Source organism: Nonomuraea sp. NPDC049504, assembly GCF_040676845.1.
In the GTDB taxonomy this organism is placed as follows: domain Bacteria; phylum Actinomycetota; class Actinomycetes; order Streptosporangiales; family Streptosporangiaceae; genus Nonomuraea; species Nonomuraea salmonea.
In genome coordinates, this window is sequence record NZ_JBFAPT010000037.1 from 64,031 (window position 1) to 84,960 (window position 20,930).

General features: G+C 69.8%; 19 protein-coding genes. 5 read left to right on the plus strand and 14 right to left on the minus strand.

The window, feature by feature from the left end:
- Positions 1–41: 41 nt before the first annotated feature.
- Together AB0K28_RS45100 and AB0K28_RS45105 are read left to right on the plus strand one after the other, a co-directional pair.
- A complete protein-coding gene (locus AB0K28_RS45100; protein WP_364382974.1) occupies positions 42–764 on the plus strand; it encodes an ATP-binding cassette domain-containing protein in 723 nt (240 codons plus the stop codon).
- Positions 761–1,432: a hypothetical protein gene (locus AB0K28_RS45105; protein WP_364382977.1), complete on the plus strand. Its 672-nt coding sequence runs from the start codon at positions 761–763 to the stop codon at positions 1,430–1,432. Before AB0K28_RS45100 ends, AB0K28_RS45105 begins: the two co-directional genes overlap by 4 nt.
- Before the next feature lie 177 nt (positions 1,433–1,609).
- Here AB0K28_RS45105 and rlmN read toward each other — a convergent pair whose 3' ends face one another.
- Positions 1,610–2,710 (minus strand): 23S rRNA (adenine(2503)-C(2))-methyltransferase RlmN, encoded by a 1,101-nt coding sequence (rlmN, locus tag AB0K28_RS45110; protein WP_364382980.1) that lies wholly within the window; start codon positions 2,708–2,710, stop codon positions 1,610–1,612.
- Positions 2,711–2,829: 119 nt separating this feature from the next.
- On the opposite strand from rlmN, the gene AB0K28_RS45115 reads away from it, so the two are divergent.
- Positions 2,830–3,858 (plus strand): suppressor of fused domain protein, encoded by a 1,029-nt coding sequence (locus tag AB0K28_RS45115; RefSeq protein WP_364382983.1) that lies wholly within the window; start codon positions 2,830–2,832, stop codon positions 3,856–3,858.
- On the opposite strand, the gene AB0K28_RS45120 is transcribed toward AB0K28_RS45115, so the two are convergent.
- The 6 genes from AB0K28_RS45120 to AB0K28_RS45145 all read right to left on the minus strand — a co-directional run bounded on the left by AB0K28_RS45120 (position 3,855) and on the right by AB0K28_RS45145 (position 10,072).
- Positions 3,855–4,694 carry a phosphatidate cytidylyltransferase gene (locus AB0K28_RS45120; protein WP_364382986.1) on the minus strand — a complete coding sequence of 280 codons (840 nt, stop codon included), beginning with the start codon at positions 4,692–4,694 and terminating at the stop codon, positions 3,855–3,857. The genes AB0K28_RS45115 and AB0K28_RS45120 overlap by 4 nt on opposite strands.
- A gap of 106 nt (positions 4,695–4,800) precedes the next feature.
- Complete coding sequence (frr, locus tag AB0K28_RS45125; RefSeq protein ID WP_355422681.1) at positions 4,801–5,358, minus strand: ribosome recycling factor; 558 nt, start codon at positions 5,356–5,358, stop codon at positions 4,801–4,803.
- Positions 5,359–5,401: 43 nt separating this feature from the next.
- Positions 5,402–6,100 carry a UMP kinase gene (gene pyrH / locus AB0K28_RS45130; RefSeq protein ID WP_355422849.1) on the minus strand — a complete coding sequence of 233 codons (699 nt, stop codon included), beginning with the start codon at positions 6,098–6,100 and terminating at the stop codon, positions 5,402–5,404.
- Positions 6,101–6,245: 145 nt separating this feature from the next.
- Positions 6,246–7,079, minus strand: a complete 834-nt coding sequence (gene tsf / locus AB0K28_RS45135; protein WP_345398009.1) for a translation elongation factor Ts — start codon at positions 7,077–7,079, stop codon at positions 6,246–6,248.
- A gap of 892 nt (positions 7,080–7,971) precedes the next feature.
- Positions 7,972–8,922: a 30S ribosomal protein S2 gene (gene rpsB / locus AB0K28_RS45140; RefSeq protein WP_364382989.1), complete on the minus strand. Its 951-nt coding sequence runs from the start codon at positions 8,920–8,922 to the stop codon at positions 7,972–7,974.
- A gap of 493 nt (positions 8,923–9,415) precedes the next feature.
- On the minus strand, positions 9,416–10,072 hold the full coding sequence (locus tag AB0K28_RS45145; RefSeq protein ID WP_364382992.1) for a helix-turn-helix domain-containing protein: 657 nt from the start codon (positions 10,070–10,072) through the stop codon (positions 9,416–9,418).
- Between the two features lie 71 nt (positions 10,073–10,143).
- Here AB0K28_RS45145 and AB0K28_RS45150 point away from each other — a divergent pair, with 71 nt between their 5' ends.
- Positions 10,144–11,466 carry an MFS transporter gene (locus tag AB0K28_RS45150; RefSeq protein WP_364382995.1) on the plus strand — a complete coding sequence of 441 codons (1,323 nt, stop codon included), beginning with the start codon at positions 10,144–10,146 and terminating at the stop codon, positions 11,464–11,466.
- A gap of 391 nt (positions 11,467–11,857) precedes the next feature.
- Positions 11,858–12,832 carry a M23 family metallopeptidase gene (locus tag AB0K28_RS45155; protein ID WP_364383050.1) on the plus strand — a complete coding sequence of 325 codons (975 nt, stop codon included), beginning with the start codon at positions 11,858–11,860 and terminating at the stop codon, positions 12,830–12,832.
- 5 nt (positions 12,833–12,837) lie between these two features.
- On the opposite strand, the gene AB0K28_RS45160 is transcribed toward AB0K28_RS45155, so the two are convergent.
- The 7 genes from AB0K28_RS45160 to AB0K28_RS45190 all read right to left on the minus strand — a co-directional run bounded on the left by AB0K28_RS45160 (position 12,838) and on the right by AB0K28_RS45190 (position 20,734).
- Positions 12,838–13,725, minus strand: coding sequence for a tyrosine recombinase XerC (locus AB0K28_RS45160; protein ID WP_364382998.1), 888 nt, complete (start codon positions 13,723–13,725; stop codon positions 12,838–12,840).
- A gap of 846 nt (positions 13,726–14,571) precedes the next feature.
- On the minus strand, positions 14,572–15,804 hold the full coding sequence (dprA, locus tag AB0K28_RS45165; protein ID WP_364383001.1) for a DNA-processing protein DprA: 1,233 nt from the start codon (positions 15,802–15,804) through the stop codon (positions 14,572–14,574).
- Positions 15,805–16,427: 623 nt separating this feature from the next.
- Entirely contained in the window at positions 16,428–17,978 is a 1,551-nt protein-coding gene (locus tag AB0K28_RS45170; RefSeq protein WP_364383004.1) for a YifB family Mg chelatase-like AAA ATPase, read from the minus strand.
- Positions 17,979–18,338 carry a YraN family protein gene (locus AB0K28_RS45175; RefSeq protein WP_364383007.1) on the minus strand — a complete coding sequence of 120 codons (360 nt, stop codon included), beginning with the start codon at positions 18,336–18,338 and terminating at the stop codon, positions 17,979–17,981.
- A 261-nt stretch (positions 18,339–18,599) separates the two neighbouring features.
- Positions 18,600–19,340 carry an ABC transporter permease gene (locus tag AB0K28_RS45180; protein WP_364383010.1) on the minus strand — a complete coding sequence of 247 codons (741 nt, stop codon included), beginning with the start codon at positions 19,338–19,340 and terminating at the stop codon, positions 18,600–18,602.
- Positions 19,333–20,277, minus strand: coding sequence for an ABC transporter ATP-binding protein (locus AB0K28_RS45185; protein WP_345397995.1), 945 nt, complete (start codon positions 20,275–20,277; stop codon positions 19,333–19,335). Before AB0K28_RS45185 ends, AB0K28_RS45180 begins: the two co-directional genes overlap by 8 nt.
- A gap of 82 nt (positions 20,278–20,359) precedes the next feature.
- Positions 20,360–20,734 (minus strand): DUF6069 family protein, encoded by a 375-nt coding sequence (locus tag AB0K28_RS45190; protein ID WP_364383014.1) that lies wholly within the window; start codon positions 20,732–20,734, stop codon positions 20,360–20,362.
- Between the last annotated feature and the right edge of the window lie 196 nt (positions 20,735–20,930).

Consider the following 20,930-nt stretch of genomic DNA (forward strand, 5'->3'; position numbering starts at 1 on the left):
TTATCCCGGCCCTGCGACCCGACATATACGGTTACAGGATCATGCGGCTGTCCAGAGTCTCCTTCCGATATCGAAGACGTGACCCTCTCGTCATCGAAGAGGCCGACGCACGTCTCGCGCCGGGCGACGTGATCGAGCTGACCGGCGCCAACGGGGCAGGCAAGTCCACCCTGCTGCGCCTGCTCGCCGGGCTCGCGAAACCCACTTCGGGTGCGATCACCGAACGTCCGGCGGTCGTCGGCTTCGCCCCCGACCGGCTCCCCACCGGGCAGCCGTTCACGGTCACCGCGTACCTGCGGCACATGTCGCGCGTACGCGGCGGCGCCCGCTGGGAGCCCTGGGCCGAGCGCCTGAACATGGGCCACCTGCTCGACACCGCGCTCGGCGACCTGTCGAAGGGCAGCGCCCACAAGGTGGGCCTGGCGCAGGCGCTGATGGCCGAGCCGGGGCTGCTGATCCTGGACGAGCCGTTCGCCGGCCTCGACGCCGACACGCGCGCGGCGCTGCCCGCGATCGCCGCCGAGGTGGCCGGGCGGGGCGGCATCGTCATCGCCTCCGACCACCAGGGCGGGCTGCGCGACCTGCCCGGCCTGCGGCAGTGGGCCATGATGGACGGCCATCTCAAGGAGGGCACGGCCGCCCCCGCCGCCGTACGCGCCCATGCCACCGTGGAGGTCACCCTGCCCGCCGAAGAGGTTCCGGGCTTCCTGGCCAGGATGCGCGAGGACGGCTACGCGGCCCGCAGGATCGAGGAGAGCCCATGATCGCGCTGGCCGTCTACCGCGTGGCCGCGTACGTCCGCTCGCACCGGGTCTACCAGGCGCTGCTGCTCACCCTGGCCATGCAGGCGATCCTGCACGGCAGCAGGGCCCCTCGCGGCGAGGAGGCCTCCGTCCTGGCCGACGGGGCCGTGCTGCTGATCCCCGTCCTCGCCTGGACGGCCCGCAGCCTGCTCGACACCGAGCCCGACCGGCAGCGGGAGATGTCGGCCGTCCAGGTGGGCGGGCGCGGCAAGGAGGTGGCCGCGGGACTGCTGGCGGCGTTCGCGGCGTGTGCGGTGTTCGCGGCACTCTCCCTGCTCTGGGCCCTCCTGCTCGGCGTCACAGAGCGCCCCTCATCGGGCGTGCTGGCGGCGGCAGTGCTCCTGTACGGAGTGTCGGCCCTGACCGGCACCGCCCTGGGCGCCCTCACCAGCAGGGCCGTGCTCCCCTCACCGGCCGTCTCAGTCATGGCCCTGATACTCGGCTACCTGGCCATGCTCCTGCTCAGCGCCACCGCCCCGACCTGGCTCACCGTGCCGCTGATCAGCTGGATGAAAGCCGCGAACGCCGGCGACCTGGTGACCCGCCTGCCGGAGCTGGGCGCGATCTCCCTGGCCTGGTGCGCCCTCGCCCTGACCGCCTACACCTGGCTCCGCCGCACCCGCACGTAACCTCGACCTCGACCGTTCGCCCAGGCACCACCCCGCACGGGCCCGCGCGTCGCTTTTCCCGCGCGGGCCGGTTTCTGTGCGGGCCGGTTTCTGTGCGGGCCGGTTTCTGTGCGGGCCGGTTTCTGTGCGGGCCAGGGTTCTGCGCGGGCCGGTTTCTGTGCGGGGGCTGGGCGGGTTTTATTCGGCGGCGGCGAGCTGGCCGCAGGCGCCGTCGATCTCGCGGCCGCGCGTGTCGCGGACGGTCACCGGCACGCCGTGGAACTCCAGCCGCCGCACGAACGCCCGCTCGTCCTCCGGCCGGGAGGCCGTCCACTTGGAGCCCGGGGTCGGGTTGAGCGGGATCAGGTTGACGTGCACCAGCTTGTTCTTGACCAGCTTGCCGAGCAGGTCGGCCCGCCACTCCTGGTCGTTGACGTCCTTGATGAGGGCGTACTCGATGGAGACCCGCCGCTTGGTCCGCGCCGTGTACGCCCACGCGGCGTCGAGCACCTCGGCGACCTTCCACCGCGTGTTGATCGGCACCAGCGTGTCGCGCAGCTCGTCGTCGGGCGCGTGCAGCGACAGCGCCAGCGTGACCGGCAGCCCTTCGTCGGCGAGCTTGCCGATGGCCGGCACCAGCCCGACGGTGGAGACCGTGACGCCGCGCGCGGAGATGCCCAGCCCGTGCGGCGCGGGCTCGACCAGCCGCCGCACCGCCCCGATGACCTGCTTGTAGTTGGCCAGCGGCTCGCCCATGCCCATGAACACGACGTTGCTGACCCGCCCGGGCCCGCCGGGCACCTCGCCCGCGGCCAGTGCCCTGGCCCCCGCGACGACCTGCTCGACGATCTCGGCGGTCGACATGTTCCTGGTCAGGCCGGCCTGACCGGTGGCGCAGAACGGGCAGTTCATGCCGCAACCGGCCTGCGACGAGACGCACATGGTGACCCGGTCGGGATAGCGCATGAGCACCGACTCCACCAGCGCCCCGTCGAACAGCTTCCACAGCGTCTTACGCGTGGTGCCGCCGTCGGTGGTCTGCTCTCTGACCGGCGTCAGCAGGTCGGGCAGCAGCGTGGCCAGCCTGTCTCTCGCCGCCGCGGGCAGGTCGGTCATCGCCTGCACGTCGGTGGTGAGGCGCTCGAAGTAGTGGCGCGAGAGCTGGTCGGCGCGGAACGCCTTCTCGCCCAGCTCGGTGACCGCCGCCCGCCGGTCGGCCATCGACAGGTCGGCCAGGTGCCGGGCGGGCTTGGCCCGTCGCGGTGCGACGAAGGTGAGCTGACCAGGAGGCTGGGACACTGTGCTGCCTTTGCTTGAGGGGTTTGCGACCAGGGTAGTGAACGTTCGGATCGGAGGTGGAATTCCTGGTCACTGTGAGGCTCGCGTCCTGGTCTCCGGCCGATCTACAGTCATCTCGTATGGCGATTTTTCGGTCGGCATCTGGCGAGGGTGGCACCGAGGTCGTGCTCGCCGCCGGCAACCCGTACGGGAGCCGGACGCTCGTCGTCGAGCGGGACGAGGACTCCTCGGTAGCTTACCTGTGCTCGCCCGACGGCACGGTCCACGGGGCCGTGTGGCTGGCCAACCATCGTCCCGCACCGCTGGTCGTCGACCTGGCCCGCATCAACGCAGGCCGCCCGCCCCTCATGCCGCGGCCCAACACGCTGCACCCCGACGGCCGCCGCCCGCTGGGGCAGCTGAGCCCGCTGTGGTTCGAGGAGGGCGACGGCGTGGCGCTCTATGAGGACGACGAGCTGCTCGCGGTCATCCCCGGCTGGGCCGACATGAGCCGCGGCATGCCGGGGTACGCCCGCGACGCGGTGGGCGAGTCGCCGTTCGCCTGGGCGCTGTCGGAGGCGCTCGAAGGGCTGCGGCCCCGTATCTCGAACGCCAGATCCTACTGGCGCTGGCGGCACGGCGAGGGGTCGTGGCCGTCGTTCCAGCAGTTCGTGATGGGTCACCTCGACGGGGTGCTGGGCCCGGCGGGCCGCTACTGGGACGCCAGCGGCGAGCGGCTGCCGACCGTCGGCATCACCGAGCGGCCGCCGCACGGCGAGCGGGGCTTCACCGTGCTGTCGACGGTGGGGATGAGCTGCCAGCGCATGCCGACGGTCGAGCAGTGGATCGACCGGCCCGGCGCGTACGCCAGGGTCGAGCTGGCCGTCGCCACCCGCGACGACCCGCGCGACGCGGCGCTGCTGCTGGTGTGGTTGTGTCAATATCCGTGGCACTCGGTGACCTGGCTGGGCCACGGCCACACGGCCAAGTGGTATCACGAGCCGGAGACGTTCCCGCTGGGCCCGCAGTACTCGGGGGTGCTCATGCAGGCCAACCCACCCCATATGCCCGACATGTCAGGATTCGCATTCGGGGGCGAGGCCGTCCGCTGGCTCTGGCTCTCCCCCATCACCGTCCAGGCGATGCAGGCACACCAGCACCCGAGCTAGAAGAAGATCGTCATCAGCAGCCAGACCGGCACCAGCGTCGTCACCAGCGAGTCGAGCCGGTCCATCAACCCGCCGTGCCCCGGCAGGATCGTCCCCAGGTCCTTGATGCCGAGATCCCGCTTGATCATCGACTCGATCAGATCGCCCACGGTCGCGAGGAGCGCGCCCAGCGCCCCGATCAGCGCACCCTGCCACAGCTCGCCGCCCAGCAGCCAGGTCACCAGCCAGCCACCGACCGCGATGCAGGCCACCAGCGAGCCCGCCAGCCCCTCCCAGGTCTTCTTGGGGCTGATCGCCGTGAGCTGGTGGCGTCCGAACAGCACGCCGGCGATGTAGCCGCCGATGTCGCTCGCCACCGTCACCGCGATGAAGATCAACACCCGGTGGCTGCCGTCGTCGGGCTTGAGCAGCAGCGCCACGAACGCGCTCAGCATCGCCGGGTAGAACAGCGTGAACACCGACGCCGACGCGTCGCGTACGTAACCGTCGGTGCCGGCGCTGAACATCCGCCAGATCAGCAGCACGAACGCGAACACCGCGAACGCCGCCAGCATCCACAGCGGCCCGCCCCAGTAGGCGCCGGCCTGCATCGCCACCAGCCCCACCAGCACCGGCGGAACGGGCACCGCGATGTCGCGGGTGGCGAACGCCCTGGTCAGCTCGACCACACCGACGCCCACGCAGCCCACCACGACCAGGAGGAACAGCTCCTTGACCGTGTAGATGGTCCCGAGGACCAGCGCGCCCAGCACCACCCCGACCGCGATAGCGGCAGGCAGGTTCCTTCCGGTACGGCTGCCGCCGCTCGAGCTGGTGCCAGCCGTACGTTCTTCCACAGACTTCTCCATATGCCACGGCCCCCGCCATCAGCGGCGAGGGCCGCAGTGCAGACCCGCTACGTGAGACGGCCCGCAGGACGCGGCCCGCCGTGCGGCGCGCCGCTCAGACCTCGAGCAGCTCGGCTTCCTTGTGCTTGAGCAGCTCGTCGATCTTGGCGACGTGCTTCTGGGTGAGGTCGTCGAGCTCCTTCTCGGCCCGCCTGACCTCATCCTCGCCCGCCTCGCCGTCCTTGATCATCTTGTCGAGGACCTCTTTGGCGGAGCGGCGGATGTTGCGCACCGACACCTTGGCGTGCTCGCCCTTGCTCCTGGCGACCTTGATGTACTCCTTGCGGCGCTCCTCCGACAGCTCGGGGAACGTCACGCGGATCACCTGGCCGTCGTCCGTGGGGTTGACGCCGAGGTCGGAGTCGCGGATGGCCTTCTCGATCGCGCCCATGGAGCTCTTGTCATAGGGCTGGATGAGGACCATGCGAGCCTCGGGCACGTGGAAGGACGCCAACTGCTGGATCGGCGTCGGCGTGCCGTAGTACTCGGCGTTGATCTTGTTGAACATCGAGGGGGTGACGCGGCCCGTACGGATGGAGGCGAAGTCCTCCTTCGCCACCGATACGGCCTTGTCCATTTTTTCCTCGGCTTCGAGGAGGGTTTCGTCGATCACAGCGGCTCCCTGTCTTCTAGCTGGCGGTGTCGGGCTCGCTCCGTCATTTGCCTGCGGGACTCACCAGCGTGCCGATTTTCTCACCGCGTACCGCGCGCAGGATGTTGCCCTCGCCCATCAGGTCGAAGACCACGATCGGCAGATCGTTGTCCTTGCACAGGCTGATCGCGGTGGCGTCCATGACCGCGAGGTCACGCAGCAGCACCTCGCCGTAGTCGAGGTGGTCGAACCGGACCGCGTCGGGGTTCTTGCGGGGATCGGAGTCGTAGATCCCGTCGACCTGCGTGCCCTTGAGCAGCGCCTCGGCGCCGATCTCCAGGGCCCGCTGGGACGCCGCGGTGTCGGTCGAGAAGTACGGCGAGCCCAGCCCCGCGCCGAAGATGACCACGCGCCCCTTCTCGAGGTGCCTGATCGCCCGGCGCGGCAGGAACGGCTCGGCCACCTGCTGCATGGTGATGGCGGTCTGCACGCGTGTCTCCACGCCCCGCCGTTCGAGGAAGTCCTGCAGGGCCAGGCAGTTGATCACGGTGCCGAGCATGCCCATGTAGTCGGCCCTGGCCCGGTCGATGCCGCCCTGCGACAGGGTGGCGCCGCGGAACATGTTGCCGCCGCCGACCACGACCGAGACCTGGACGCCCTCCTTGACCGCCTCGGCGATCGAGTCGGCCAGATGATCGACCACGACAGGGTCGATGCCCAGCGGCTCGCTGCCGGCGAACGCCTCTCCTGACAGCTTCAACATCACCCGCTTCCACCTCAGCGGGCTCTGCGGGTGTTGAGATGAGGAAGCCGCCGTCCGTGTGGATTCGTGGGCTGACTCCCGGTGGTCCTGCACGGCGGCGGCCTCCTTCATTCGGTGGATCGTTGAGCTCGCGGCTTGCCTAAGCCTAAGCCTGACCGACCTTGAAACGGACAAAGCCCAGGACCTCGACGCCGTTCTCCTCGGCGTACTTGCCCACGCTCTTCTTGTTGTCCTTCACGAAGGCCTGCTGGAGCAGCGTGAAGTCCTTGTACCAGCCGTTCACGCGACCCTCGACGATCTTGCCGATGGCGGCCTCCGGCTTGCCCTCCTCGCGGGTCATCTCCTCGAAGAGCTTGCGCTCCTTCTCGACGACCTCGGCGGGCACGGAGTCGGCCTTGAGGTAGGTCGGCGCCATCGCCGCGGCGTGCTGCGCGATGTCCTTGGCGACCTCGGCGTTCGGCTTGTCGAGCTGGACCAGCACGCCCACCGCAGGCGGCAGGGCCGGGTCGGTCTTGTGCATGTAGGAGCCGATGTAGCCGCCCTCGAGCACCTCGAAGCGGCGGATCTCGATCTTCTCGCCCAGCGCGGCGTTGGCCGTGTCGAGGTGCTCCTTGACGGTCTTACCGTCGAAGGACGACTCCAGCAGCGCCGTCACGTCGGCCGGCCGGCTCTCCAGCACGTGGGCCACGACCTGGCCCGCGAGCTCCTGGAAGCGCTCGCCCTTGGCCACGAAGTCGGTCTCGCAGTTGAGCTCGAGCAGCGCGGCGGCGGAGTCGCCGTCCTGCTTGAGCGCCACGAGGCCGTTGGACGCGGTGCGGGCCTCGCGCTTGCCCACATCCTTGGCACCCTTGAGGCGCAGCAGCTCGATGGCGCGGTCGAAGTCGCCCCCGGCCTCCTCGAGCGCCTTCTTGCAGTCCATCATGCCGGCAGCGGTGATCTCGCGAAGCCGCTTGACGTCGGCCATGTTCACGGAAGCCATTGCTCTTTTTCCTTGTGGGATTTCGTCGTCGTCATCATGGTCGGGGCGGGGGCCGGTCTGCGGCCTTCCACCCTGGTTCGTACGGCGGGCGCATGCCGTACGGTGAGCCTTCTGTCGTGCCTTACACCGAGCCACCGCCCGAAGCCACTGGCCTGAGCTGTTGCCCGAAACCGCTGCCCAGAGCCGCTGCCCAGAGCCGCTGTCCGGAGCCGTTGCCCGTGGCCTCAGACCGATATCTCGGCCCTGGACCTCGCACCGTGGCCTCGAACCCCTGGGACCGAGGGCCTCGCACCCGGCTCCCACCGGGCCAGGGCCTTCGGTCGGCGTTGCCGCTGCCTCGCCCGGCATACTGCCCAGCCTCGCCTCGGCCTACCGCCTTACCGCCACCGGTCCCAAAGCCTGCACCACCGGCCCTCGGCCCAAAACCCGGAGCCCCGGCCCTTGAACCGGAACCTCGGGACGCCAGCCCCAAACCCGTCCCATCAGGGCCAGGCTCGGCGCGCCCAGCTCCCGGCCCGATCGGCAGGGACCCGAGCCCTGGAGTAGCTCACCCGGTGCGGGTGAACCGCTCCGGCGTGCCGTCCCAGCCCGGCCGTTTGCCGGACCGAGACGTACACCTTGCCCGGCTGCCGGAACCCCTGGCGGCCACGTGCGGTGCTCAGCCGTCACAGCGGCACCTCTCGGCACCTTTCGGCACCGCCACGAGCCTGCCGACCCTTCGCGGACCGTCCAGAGCGAAACCAGCCTCGGCCGGTACGCGGCAGTGCGAGCGGCAGCGACCGCCCCTGGCGGGACGACCACCGAGAACCCGTCACCGAACCGGTCCCTTCCATCAGAACATGGAAGGACCGGTCCGGGGCAGACCCTCGGAGGTCACCCCGGGGTCAAGGCGTCAGCCCTGCTGCTCGGTCTCGCCCTCGGCGGCCGGAGCGGCGGCCTCAGCCGGAGCCTCGGCAGCCTCAGCCGGAGCCTCAGCCGGAGCCTCGGCAGCGGCGGCCGGAGCCTCGGTCTCGGCGGCAGCGGCCTCAGGAGCGGCCTCAGGAGCGGCGGCCTCACCGGCGGCCTTCTCCGTGCCCTGCTCGATGAGCTCGCGCTCCCACTCGGCCAGCGGCTCGGCGGCGGCCGGCTTCTCGTCACCGCGGGCGGCGCCGGAGCGAGCCATCAGACCGGCCGCGACACCGTCGGCGACGACCCTGGTCAGCAGGCCGACGGCGCGGATGGCGTCGTCGTTGCCCGGGATCGGGTAGTCGACCTCGTCGGGGTCGCAGTTGGTGTCGAGGATCGCGACGACAGGGATGCCAAGCTTCTTGGCCTCGCTGATCGCGATGTGCTCCTTCTTGGTGTCGACGACCCACACGGCGCTGGGCACACGGCCCATGTCACGGATGCCGCCGAGCGTACGCTCCAGCTTGTCCTTCTCGCGGCGGCGCATCAGGAGCTCCTTCTTGGTGAGCCCCGAGGCGGCGACGTTGTCGAAGTCGAGCTCCTCGAGCTCCTTCAGACGCTGCAGCCTCTTGTGCACGGTGGAGAAGTTGGTGAGCATGCCGCCCAGCCAGCGCTGGTTGACGTACGGCATGCCGACCCGCGCGGCCTGCTCGGAGATGGCCTCCTGAGCCTGCTTCTTGGTGCCGATGAACAGGATCGTGCCGCCGTGGGCGACGGTCTCCTTCACGAAGTCGTAGGCGCGGTCGATGTACGACAGCGACTTCTGAAGGTCGATGATGTAAATGCCGTTGCGCTCGGTGAAGATGAAGCGCTTCATCTTCGGGTTCCAGCGCCGAGTCTGGTGGCCGAAGTGAACGCCGCTCTCGAGCAGCTGTCGCATGGTGACGACGGGGGCCATGTGCTGGTCCTCCAGGTCTGGGCGCCCTGCGGATGGGCGCGGTTTTCGGTTGTGCCGCGGCAGCGCGTCGTCTGCCGCCCTGATGCCCCGAACCCGCTCCAGCCGGGCACCTGGCCCGGACCGATGAAGCGGTCCGCAATGGGGCATGCGAAGTCGGCCTGCGGTGACAGGCCACCGGAAAGTCTACCTCCCACGCCGCGCCAGCCTGACCGCCCCCGGTCAAACGCCCACCACATAACCCCCGCCTACCCACACCCCCATCCCCCGCCTGAACACCCCACCCCTGAAACCGATCGCCCCACTCCCGAACCACCAACCATCGACACACCCTGCAACGAACAGCACGCCCCCGCCGACACCGATCCCCTCGCTCCGGACTCCCGCCAACCCCAGCCCGCACCGCCCAGAGCGCCCGGCGTTACACGACCGCGCACCACGAGACCGCACACCCCGCGAACCACGGCAACACCCAACCGCCCCGGCCTCGGGACCTTCATTCCTCGGACGTATCCGAAATATCCCCCTCGCGCCGCACTCCCGGGAACCCATGGTCCTCGGTCGGCAACCCCGGCTTCGTCCTGGGCGGCGTCGGGAACAGGTTGACCTGCACCTCGGACACCCTCGCCCCTTCAGGCGCGGCCTCCGCAGTCCGGTTGCGCACCAAGTACGGCTCGATGAGTTTCTCGATCTCCCGGTTGAGCCCCGCCAGCTCCCGCGCATCGACCCTGATGCGATGCCGGCCGAACGTGATCGCGTCCCGCCAGTCATCGGGCTCGCGCTCGATCGTCTGCAGCGCCCGTTCCGCCTCCTCGTTGGCCGCACGCCGGAACGCCTCGATCAGCATCTGCTTGGCGGCCCGCACCTCGGGCTGATCCTCGGGCTCGATGCCGACGGAGAATTTCCGCTCCGCGGACTTCCACAGACGTTCCCTGCCGTCGCCGCGAGGGGGCGCGTCCTCGACGAAGCCGTACTTGGCGAGCATGCGCAGGTGGTAGCTGGCGGCGCTGGGGGTGATCCCCGCGCCCTCGGCCACCTCGGTGGCAGTGGCGCTGCCGTGTGAGCCGAGTCGCTGCAGGATCGCCAGTCTCGCCGGATGTGCCAGCGCCCGCATCGCCTTGGGGTCGCTGAGCGCCGATATCTCGCCCGTCATGAGCCAAAGGTACCCACTCCCCGAGATATGAAAGGTTGCCTTCACAACTATGAAGGATTATCTTCACATCTATGAAGCGTTCCTTTCAGAGTTCCGCGGGCCCTCAGCCCTTGCGCAAACAGCGCGACTACCGCCTGCTGTGGTCGGCCCGGACGATCTCGATCACCGGCTCCGAGGTCTCCAAGCTGGCCATCCCCCTGACTGCCGTGGCGCTGCTGACGGCGTCGCCGGCGCAGATGGGGATGCTGACGGCGGCGGCGTCCGTACCGGTGCTGCTGTTCGGCCTCCAGTCGGGGGCGATCGCCGACCGCCTCACCCGTCACAGGCCGCTGATGATCGCGTGCGAGCTGACGTCCTGCGCCGCAGCCGCCACGGTCCCCCTGGCGTGGCTGCTCGGCATCCTGAACGTGACGTGGCTGATCGTCGTGGCACTGGTCATCGGTACGGCGGGCGTGCTCTTCAAGGCGGCCAACTTCCCGCACATCGCGGCGGTAGCGGGCCCCGAGCAGCGAACGGAGGCGATGGCGGGCCTCCAGACGACGTACTCGGTGGCCTCGGTCGCCGGCCCCGGCCTGGCCGGTCTCCTCGTGCAGGTATTGACGGCGCCGCTGGCCGTACTGGCGGAGGCGCTGTCCTTCCTGACCTCGGCCCTGCTGTTGCGCACCATCCGTACGCCGGAGCGGAACACCCCCGCCGTCTCCAAGGGCATGTGGCGCGACATCGTGGAGGGCCTGAAGGCGAGCGTCACGCACCCGGTGCTGCGCGCGCTCCTGTTCGCCGGCGTCACGATCAACTTCTTCGCCATGGCGTATACAGCCGTCTACATGCTCTACATGGTCAACACGCTTGGCATCCCCAAGGGATTGATAGGCGTACTCATTGCCTTGGGCGGCGCCGGCGGCCTCCTGGGAGCCTGGCTGACCGCCCGCCTGTCGAAGAAGTACGGCGAGAACCGCGTACTCCTCCTGTCCGTGATCTTCTTCCCCGCCGAGATCCTCACCGTGGGCCTGCTGACCGGCCCGCTGTGGTGGAAGCTCCTCATGCTCGCTCTAGCCGGTACGGTCGCCGGCGCCATCGTGGTCGCCTTCGCCACCTGCATGGGCGCCATCGTCCTGCGCAAAACGAGCCCGGAACTGCGAGGCCGGGTGAACGCCACGATGACCTTCGCCATCCAGGGCGTACTGGCGCTGGGCGGCCTGGCGGGCGGTCTCTTGGCGGAACTGATCGGCCTACGCCCGGTGATCCTCATCTGCGCAGGCGGCATAGCCCTGAGCACGTTCTGGATCTGGCTCTCCCCCATCCACCCCAAAGGCCCCCGTCCTACCCGCCCGGCACCCCCACAGATGCCCACCACAACAGCGACCTACATGACCGCAAAACGCCACTCCACCTGACCAAGCCACCCACCGACCAGCCCAAGTCCAGTACGCCAATCCACAGCCCTCCCCGTCAACCCCTGCTTCTCCACAGAACGACGTTCACCACTCCGCGGCCCCCACCTCACCCGCCAAACTCCCGCGCATGAACGTCGAACCCCCCACCCTCAAACCCACCGAGACCACACCCCTCAACCACTTCACCCGCACTCAGGGAGCTCTCTCACGTAGCCATCACTCCCTGACGGCCCTCGCCAAGGCCGCCCTCCTGGTCACCCTCATCACGACATCCACCCTCCTCCCCACCTCAGCACCCCCGGCCAGAGCCTCTCCCTCGGCTCCGGCTCCCACCTGGCGCTGGCCATTGAACGGCCACCCCCGCATCATCCGCCGCTTCGCCCCACCATCCATGCCCTGGCTGGCGGGCCACCGCGGCATCGACCTGGCCGCCCCGGTCGCCACCCCGGTCCTAGCAGCCGGCCCGGGCACCATCCGCTTCTCAGGCCCGATAGCAGGCAAAGGCGTGGTCACCATCGACCACCCGAACGGCCTCCGCACCACGTACCTCCCCGTGACCCCTTCCCTGGCCCGCGGCCACCCGGTAGCCCCAGGCACCGAGATAGGCGTGATTGCAGCCCCCTCGAAAACGCACTGCCCAGAGTCCTGCCTCCATTGGGGCCTCATCCGCGACGCCCAATACCTCAACCCCCTCCACCTCCTAGGCCACGCCCCCACCCGCCTCCTCCCCTTCTGGGACAGCCCCCATCGCAGCCACAGCCGAGCCACCGGCGGAAACACGGACAGCCGTTCACCTGCCACCACCAGCAACCCGACCACCAACACGCAAACCCCCGCCACAACCCCGGGGGCCAACACACCGGCCAGCAGGGCAGTCGACACCTGGCCCACCGCCACAACCAAGACGCCAACAGACCCCACCACCAAGACCCAGGCGGACCCCACGATCAATACCCCAGCGGACCCCACCACCAAGACCCAGGCGGACCCCGCGGCCAGCACTCCGGCCGACGCCACGGCCAGCACTGCGACCGCCACCACTGCCGACACCTGGCCTGATGCCGCCGGTCAGAACGCCTTCACCACAACATCCGCGAAAGGCCTGCCCAGCGACCCGCAGATCACCACGCCCGACCCGGAACCGATCCCCACCCTCATACGAGCTGCCTCGTCCCCGCACCCCGCCGCCCTCGCCATCGCAGCCCTCCTGGCGACCCTCCTCCTCATCACCCTCAGCTGCCGCAGACGCAGGGCCGGCCGATCCCGGCCACGCCGCCACACTCCAGCCAGAGGCCAGCACCGGAAGAGCCGCCATGACCGAACCCGAGGTCGAAGAGGCAGAACCCCTGGCCACCAGAGCCGTTGACCACATCAAGCCCTCGGATGCGCCTGCCGATACGCCGCCCGCAACCGCTCGATCGAGACATGCGTATAGATCTGCGTGGTGTTCAAGGACGCATGCCCCAGCAACTCCTGAACGCTCCGCAGATCCGCGCCGCCTTCGAGCAGGTGAGTGGCCGCACTGTGCCGCAACCCATGCGGCCCCATGTCCGGCGCCCCGTCAACCTGGGCCACCCTCGCGTGCACCACCCGCCGTACCGTCCCCGCATCGATACGACCGCCCCGCACCCCCAGGAAGAGCGCCGGCCCCGTCCTTTCCCGCACCCAGAGCGGCCGCCCGTGGATGCACCACCGATCCAACGCCCGCAACGCCGGCGCCCCGAACGGCACCACCCGCTCCTTACGCCCCTTGCCCAGCACTCGGATGACGTTCCGTTCCCGATCCACGTCATCGACGTCGAGCGCACACAGCTCGCTCACCCGCACCCCGGTGGCGTACAGCAGCTCAAGCATCGCCTGATCGCGCAATTCCTTGGGTTCCCCGGCGGACGCCACCCCCAGCACAGCCTCGGCCTGCCGCTGGTCAAGCACCGCAGGCAGTTCCCGCCCCGCCTTGGCGCTGCCCAGCAACAGCCCGGGATCATTCGCCAGCCACCCTCGCCGATGGCAGTAGGCGGTGAACGTACGGGCACAGGCGGTGCGCCGCGCCAACGTGGCCCGCGCCTTCCCCGCCGCATGCTGCCCGGCCAGCCACTCCCTCAGCACCCCGATCTCAAGCGCCTCGATCCGCCCACCGAGGTGATCGAGCAACGAGTTGACGTCCCCCAGATAAGCCCGAACGGTATGAGGCGAAAGATCCCGCTCCAGCCGCAAATACCGCCCGAACTCCGCCACAACCTCTTCCCTATCCACACCCATCCCCCAAATCTCCCCCAAGCCCCGCCCACCACCAACCCCAACACGCAACCCCACCCGCTAGTAGCCCCAGGAAACTCCCACTGCAGAGGGCCGCCAACCATCGATCCGACGCCGGAGAGAACACAGAATGAGAGCCCGCAAGCGTGGCCTGCAAGGGGTCGCCCACGAGCAAGCCGGGTGAGGAGAGCCCGCGAGCAGGTCCTGCGAGAGGCGGCCAAGCAAGTCGTGCCGGTACGGCCCGCGAAAGGCATGCGAGCACGCCAGGCAGGGAGGTCCACGGGCAAAACATGCGAGCACGCCACGCAAGGACGACCCACGAGCAAAGCGGGCCAACACGCCAAGCGAGAAGGGCCCACGAGCAAGGCGGGCCAACACGCCAAGCGAGAAGGGCCCACGAGCGAAGCGGGCGAGCACGCCGGGCGAGGAGGGCCCAGGAGTGATGTGGGTGGGCAAGATCATGAGGAGGGCCGCAGTGCGTCGACGACGGCCGAATTTTGGACCCCTGACGGGTGCTCGGGTGCTAGTGCTGGTCGCAACGCACCCCAGTATGCGGGGCGGAGGAGTGGTGACGGCCACCGTTTGATCCATCACGGGCGATGGTCGAGACCGCAGGAGAGGGAAACGATGGCCGCGCATTCATTGTGAGGCCCGGATCCCCGCCGCGAGGGCGTTTCACCGTGAGTGACCCCTACTTCGGCGCCACTTTCCTGCCCTCCTCACGGACATGCCTCACCTACGTCGCAAAAGGGCAGCTCCGAAGCTTCCTCCACCCGGCCCTCATCTGGGACGTGAGAGGTCGGCCGGTCTTCCGTTACATCGTGATCTGCTCATGATGCTGGAGATTCGTCACCCTTCGTAGCCTGCGTGCAGGAGATCGTCCGGAGGTGGGGGGAGTTCTGTGGGGTCGGGTTCGGGGGTTGGTGGGGGTTGGAGGGCGAGGGTGTCAGGGGCCTTACGGTAGGAGGTGGTTTGTTTGCGGAGGCGCCAGCCGCGTGGGGTTCGTTCGATGTAGCCGGCCGCTGCCAAGCCGCCCAAGGCGCTCAGTGCCGCGTCCAAAGTCACGCCGGCCGCCACTGCGATCGAGGCCGGGCCGGCGCCGCCGCGGGCGGGGACGGCGTCCAGAACCTTTTTCGTGGGTTCGTTGAGACGGTCTCTCGGGACGGCGGGGGCGCGTACGTGCGGGGCGAGGTCCTCGCCCATCACTCCGACCAGGTCGATCATGTCCTCGGGTGAGGTGATGCAGACGGCCTTGCGTTCGCGGAGGAGCTTGTGGCAGCCCGCGGACATGGACGAGGTGATCGGGCCCGGGACCGCTCCTAGGTGCCGGTTGAGTGACAGGGCGTGGGTGGCCGTGTTGAGTGCGCCACTGCGGATGGCGGCCTCGACCACCACCGTTCCTCTCGACAGGGCTGCTATCAGGCGGTTCCTGATGAGGAAGCGCGCCCTGGTCGGGTGGACGCCCGGTGGGCATTCGCTGATCACCACGCCCTGTTCCTTGATGGCGGCGAACAGCGTCTCGTGGTTGCTGGGGTAGCAGACGTCCACACCGCAGGCCAGGACCGCGACCGTCGGTGCGCCGGCCGCCAGGGCTCCTCGGTGAGCGGCTCCGTCGACGCCGAAGGCTCCGCCGGACACGACGGTCCAGCCCGACTCGCCGAGGCCCACGCCGAACTCGGCCGCCGTGTGCGAGCCGTACGGGGTGGCGGCTCTGGCTCCCACGATGGAGACGGATTTGAGGCAGGAGAAGCGCAGGTCCGCGTCGCCGTGCACCCACAGGGCCAAGGGACGGCTCGGGCCCAGCTGGTCCAGTTGGGTGGGCCATTCCGGGTCGCCGGGGATGATCAGGCGGGCGCCGGATCCGGTGCCCGCCGCCAGGTCGGCTGCCGGGTTGGCGGCTGCGAGGCGGGCGTACCAGGTGTGAAGGCGAGTGGTCAGGTCCGGTGGACGTTCCTGCTGGGCTTCCTGGGCCACGAACTCCGGCGGCAGGGTGCGGGAACGGATCGCCTTGACGGCTTGTGGGGCTCCGTATGCGGCGACGAGGCGACCCATGATCACGTCGCCTACGTCGCAGGCTCGCATCAGTGCCGCTCTGGCCTCCGCCTCGCTCGGTCCCCCGCCAGCCCTCGGTCCGGACCCGGCGCCCGTCCTAGTTCCGCTCTCCGGCCCGGCTCCGGTGCCTGTCCTGGCCCCTGTCCCCGTCCCGCCCGCCCCGGCGACAGTGTCCGTCCTGGCCACTGCCCTCGTCCCGGCTGCGGTTCCCGCCCCGGCGACAGTGTCCGTCCTGGATGCGGTGTCGGGTCCCATCCGGGCTGCGCTCTCGGTGACGGTCTGCGGCTCAGCAGCGGCTGATGGTGCCTTGCCCGGACGTTCGGTGATGGGGGTCGGTGTCCGACTGGCGAGGGGTGGCGGTGAGGACGGGTCGGCGTCCCAGGGGCCGAGGGTGAAGAACGCCCCTCGGACGTTCCGGTTCGACGGATACGAAGGTGTGAAGGACGCCTCGCTGGAAGCGGGTGCGGGGGAATCCGAGACGGGTGAAGCGACGTTCATGGTTGCCGCTGAGAAAGGGGTGCCCAGGCGTTCGATGCTGGGGGTCTCTGTCACCTGTGGGAAGGGGGCCGTCGGTGGGGTGGTGCCGCGCAGGGGGCGTCGGTACGCGGGGGTAAGGGGCATGGGGTCGCTCCTTCAGGCAGGGATCGGGCGGATCAGGAGTGGGTGCCGAGCCAGAAGCCCAGCGCGGTGTTGGTCTCGTCCTGGCCGGGGGCGTCTTTCGCGGCCAGATCGGCGAGCGTCCAGGCGACCCGGACCACGCGGTCCAAGCCGCGGGCGGTCAGGGTGCCGCTGTCGAGGCAGGCCGTCATGGGGCGCATGGCCTCGGCCGATGGGCGGAAGTCGGCGTGCAGGACGGCGGACGGGATCTCGGCGTTGGAGCGCCACTGAGTGCCCGCCAGGCGGGCTGCGGCGCGTTCGCGGGCAGCGAGTACGCGCTCCGCCACCGTCTTGCTGTCCTCCACGAACTGCCGATCGGCCAGAAGCTCCCGTCGCGACGACCGGGTGACCGTGACCTTCATGTCGATCCGGTCGAGCAGCGGGCCCGAGAGCCTGCCGATGTAGCGGCGTTTGACCGTCGGTGAACACCGGCAGGTGTCGTTCTGGTCCTCGGCCTGCGCGCACGGGCACGGGTTGGCGGCCAGGATGAGCATGAACCTGGCGGGGAACGTCACCGAGCCCACCGACCGCGACACCGTCACCCGCCCCGACTCCAGAGGCTGCCGCAGGGCGTCGAGCACGCTGCGCTGGAACTCGGGCGCCTCATCGAGGAACAGCACGCCTCGGTGCGCGAGCGAGACCGCCCCGGGACGTACGGTCGTGCTGCCGCCGCCGATGATCGCGGCCGCTGTGGCCGTGTGATGCGGGCTGACGAAGGGCGGGCGGCACATCATGGGCGCGTTGGGCGGCAGGGTGCCTGCCACCGAGTGGATGGCGGTGACCTCCAGAGCATGGTCGAGCACCAGGTCGGGCAGGAGGGTCGGGAGGCGTTCGGCGAGCATGGTCTTGCCCGTGCCGGGCGGGCCGAGCATCCACAGGTTGTGGCCGCCCGCCGCGCACACCTCAAGGGCCCGGCGCGCGACCGGCTGGCCCACGACGTCGGCCAGGTCCACGTCGGGGGCGCCGGTGGTCTGGGGCGGCTCGGCGGATTCCGGCTCCTGCTGCTCCTCGACCGCCGGGCTGGGCGGCTCGTCCCCCTTACGCAGCCACTCCACGAGCTGGCGCAGGTCGCCGACCGGGATGACCTTCACGTCAGGTACGAGAACGGCCTCCGCCGCGTTCGCCGCCGGGACCACGACCGTGACATCGCCATGCCTGGCCGCCCCGAGGACGGAGGGGAGCACGCCGCGTACGCCTCTGATGCGGCCGTCGAGCCCCAGCTCCCCCAGGAAGAACGGCTCCGCGATGCGCTCGGCTGGGACCACGCCCGCCGCTCCGAGTATGGCCACGGCGATGGCCAGGTCGAACTGCGAACCGCGCTTGGGCAGGCTGGCCGGGAAGAGGCTGACGATGATGCGCGCGTCGGGCCAGGGGTAATGGCTGTTGACCATGGCCGATCTGACCCTGTCGCGGGCCTCGCTCAGAGCGGTGTCGGGCAGGCCGATGAGGTGGATGCCGGCCAGGCCGTTGCCCACGTCGGCCTCCACCTCGACCGTTCGGCCCGCGACCCCCACCAGGGCCACACTCCGCGTACGGGCCACGGCCACCTAAATCGCCCCCCGTACGTGCCGCAGGGAGAAGTCACCCGCGAACCGTTCGAGGGCGACCACGTCCACGCGCACCGACTCGTACGTACGGGGCTGACCGGACAGCCACTGGGCCGCCAGCATCCGCAGCCTGGCCAGCTTGACCCGGCTCACCGACTCGAGCGCCGAGCCGTGTGACCTGCTCGATCTGGTCTTGACCTCGGCGATGACCAGGGTGCGGCCGTCTTCGGCGATGATGTCGATCTCGCCGTGTCGGCAGCGCCAGTTGCGTTCGAGCACGCGCATGCCCTCGGACTCGAGGTAGGCCGCCGCCAGTTGCTCGCCGCGTTTGCCCAGCTCCTGCTTGCTCTCGGTGGCCATCTGCCGAACTCCGTCCTGTCGGGTGGATGCGGGGTGCGGCATGACTTTCGCGGATGCAGGCGGACTGGAATCGGCCGAACGGGATTCTGTGGATGAGCGACGAGCCGTGGTGACGGCTGTGGATGAGCGACAAGGCCCTGGTGACGGCTGTGGGTGAGCGACAAGGCTGCGGTGACGGCTGTGGATGAGCGACAAGGCCGCGGTGACGGCTGTGGTTGAGCCTTCAGACAGTGGCTGCGGGTGTGCGTTCCATGGGTGCTGTCAGGAGAAGCGCCGGCCCTCGTCCCGCTGGTACGCCCACACGGCCGCGACCCCCATCCCCACCGTCCACACACCCAGCATGACCAGCGGCACCACCCCCGGCCGGACACCGGCCACCGCCCACCAGATCAGCTCGGCCGCACCTCTGGTGGGCACGTACGGCGAGATGACCTGCACGAACCCTGGCAGGATCTGCGGCGGCAGCAACAACCCACCGAGAATCGCCATCGGGAAGAACAGCAGCTGCGACACCGCCATCGCCGCCTTGAACACCAGCACGAACCCGACGAACAACCCCATCATCATGAACGGCACGACACTCACCACCAGCGCGCCCAGCCCCAGCAGCAGCCTGCCCGGCGTGATCGTCGCCGCCGTGAACAGCGCCCCCATCACCAGTACGGGCACCACCGAGATCAGCATCACCGCCAGCGTCGACAGGATGCGCCCCGCGAACCGCGGCAGCGGCCCGGCGGGCAAGGTGCGCAGGTAGGGGTTCCACGGCTGCTCCCGATCCTGCGAGACCGCGGTGCCGAGCCCGGTCAGCGCGGACGACATGGCGCCGAACAACATCAGCGAACTCGTCGCGGTGGTCGCCGCCGCCGGGTCCTGACCCGTGTACGGCACCACGAACGCCACCATCGCGACGGCCGGGAAGAACGCGGCGGCGAGCAGGCCCACCGGGGTCCTGATCTGCTCGATGAGCAGGAAACGGGTGTGCGCGAGCACCAGGCTAGACATCGGCGGTCTCCTTGGAGGTGAGGGCGAGAAAGGCCTCTTCGAGCGTGGCCGGTCTGATCTCCAGCCCGGAGAACGCCACCCCACTCCGCACCAGCTCCACCACCAGCCGATCGGCATCACTGACGACCAGCTCGAAACGGCCATCCACGCGCCCGGAGGCGGGGACGCCGGGCAACCTTTCCGCGGCGAGCACGCCTTGCGACGCGGGCAGGTGGTCGGTGGTGAGCACGCCGGGCAACGCGGGCAGGTGGTCGGTGGTGAGCGAGACGCGCCACGTACCGACCATGCCGCGCACAGCCCGCATCGTGTCGTCGGCCAGCACGCGTCCCTCGCCGACGACCACGACCCGCTCGGCCAGCGCCTCGATCTCCTCCAGGTAGTGGCTGGTGAGCAGGACGGTGCCGCCGTCCTCGTGGAACGCCCTGATGCCGTCCCAGAGCGCCCGACGGCCCTCGACGTCCAGCCCGGTCGTGGGCTCGTCCAGGAACACCAGCCGCGGCCTCCCCACGAACGCCAGCGCCACCCCCAGCCGCCGCCGCTGCCCGCCGGACAGCCCGCCGACCTGCCGTTTGGCCAGGTCGTCCAGCCCGAAGCGGCCGAGCAGCTCGGTCGTGGCGACGCTGTCGGGGAAGTGCGCGGCGACGAAGGAGACGATCTCCCCGACGCGCAACGATTCGGGCAGTCCGGTCTCCTGGGGCGTCACGCCGATGCCGCGCCGTACATGAGGATCGCCCGGCGAGCCGCCGAACAACGTGACGGTGCCCGACGTCGGCCTGCGCAGGCCGGTGAAGAGGTTGATAAGAGTGGATTTGCCGGCGCCGTTCGGGCCGAGCAGCCCGACCAGCTCGCCTGCCCGGATGTCCAGGGAGACGCGGTCGAGCGCGCACACCTCGCCGTAACGGCGGGTGACGTCGATCGCCTGGGCGAGGACTGTCATGAGGACCTCCTGGTACGTACGGGAAGGCGACGCTTCAGGGGATGGACGAGCGACCACGGCGCTCTGCCCGGCGTAGGCCGGCTCATCGCCGCGCCAGCCCGCCCACGAGGACGCCGCCGACGACCAGGTGCATCACGATCAGCACCGACATCGCGCCACCACCGACCGCACCGCCGAGCGGCCCGAGCAGGGACAGGACGAGGACGGCCAGCGCGACGACCGTCCATACGCGGCCCGGCCTGGACGCGACCCGCTCCAGCACGGCCAGCAGCGCCCACCCCGCCAGCCCGATCACCAGGCTCGCCACGACCACGGACACGGGCCCGACCTCCTGCGGGCCGCCGCCCATGTGCACGGTCAGCGCGACCCCTGCCACGGGCACCGCCACCGCCCACACGACCAGCGCGGCCACAGCGGCGCCGCCGACGGTGAGCGGCCTTCGAAGGGACTTGTTCATGACGCCACCTGTCCTCTTGGGGGGTGTTGATGGGGATTGAGCTCCACCGGCCCGCGACCGAGCCGACCGGACATCCCGGAGAAGCTGCAGCCAACGATGACCCACGCCCCCAGCCCGCCACATCGGGCGCGAGGCCGCGGCGCCTCCTCCCCCAGTGGCCCGGGCCTCCGACTTTGGTAGGTGATGGCCGGGAAGG

Bases quoted from the DNA above. Each gene is read 5' to 3' on its own strand.
- AB0K28_RS45175 (WP_364383007.1), bottom strand. From the start codon at position 18,338: ATGGCCACCGAGAGCAAGCAGGAGCTGGGCAAACGCGGCGAGCAACTG.
- AB0K28_RS45105 (WP_364382977.1), top strand. From the start codon at position 761: ATGATCGCGCTGGCCGTCTACCGCGTGGCCGCGTACGTCCGCTCGCAC.
- AB0K28_RS45155 (WP_364383050.1), top strand. From the start codon at position 11,858: ATGCCCTGGCTGGCGGGCCACCGCGGCATCGACCTGGCCGCCCCGGTC.
- AB0K28_RS45145 (WP_364382992.1), bottom strand. From the start codon at position 10,072: ATGACGGGCGAGATATCGGCGCTCAGCGACCCCAAGGCGATGCGGGCG.
- AB0K28_RS45150 (WP_364382995.1), top strand. From the start codon at position 10,144: ATGAAGCGTTCCTTTCAGAGTTCCGCGGGCCCTCAGCCCTTGCGCAAA.
- AB0K28_RS45100 (WP_364382974.1), top strand. From the start codon at position 42: ATGCGGCTGTCCAGAGTCTCCTTCCGATATCGAAGACGTGACCCTCTC.
- AB0K28_RS45180 (WP_364383010.1), bottom strand. From the start codon at position 19,340: ATGTCTAGCCTGGTGCTCGCGCACACCCGTTTCCTGCTCATCGAGCAG.
- AB0K28_RS45185 (WP_345397995.1), bottom strand. From the start codon at position 20,277: ATGACAGTCCTCGCCCAGGCGATCGACGTCACCCGCCGTTACGGCGAG.
- pyrH (WP_355422849.1), bottom strand. From the start codon at position 6,100: ATGTTGAAGCTGTCAGGAGAGGCGTTCGCCGGCAGCGAGCCGCTGGGC.
- AB0K28_RS45190 (WP_364383014.1), bottom strand. From the start codon at position 20,734: ATGAACAAGTCCCTTCGAAGGCCGCTCACCGTCGGCGGCGCCGCTGTG.
- rpsB (WP_364382989.1), bottom strand. From the start codon at position 8,922: ATGGCCCCCGTCGTCACCATGCGACAGCTGCTCGAGAGCGGCGTTCAC.
- tsf (WP_345398009.1), bottom strand. From the start codon at position 7,079: ATGGCTTCCGTGAACATGGCCGACGTCAAGCGGCTTCGCGAGATCACC.
- AB0K28_RS45160 (WP_364382998.1), bottom strand. From the start codon at position 13,725: ATGGGTGTGGATAGGGAAGAGGTTGTGGCGGAGTTCGGGCGGTATTTG.
- AB0K28_RS45115 (WP_364382983.1), top strand. From the start codon at position 2,830: ATGGCGATTTTTCGGTCGGCATCTGGCGAGGGTGGCACCGAGGTCGTG.
- dprA (WP_364383001.1), bottom strand. From the start codon at position 15,804: ATGCGAGCCTGCGACGTAGGCGACGTGATCATGGGTCGCCTCGTCGCC.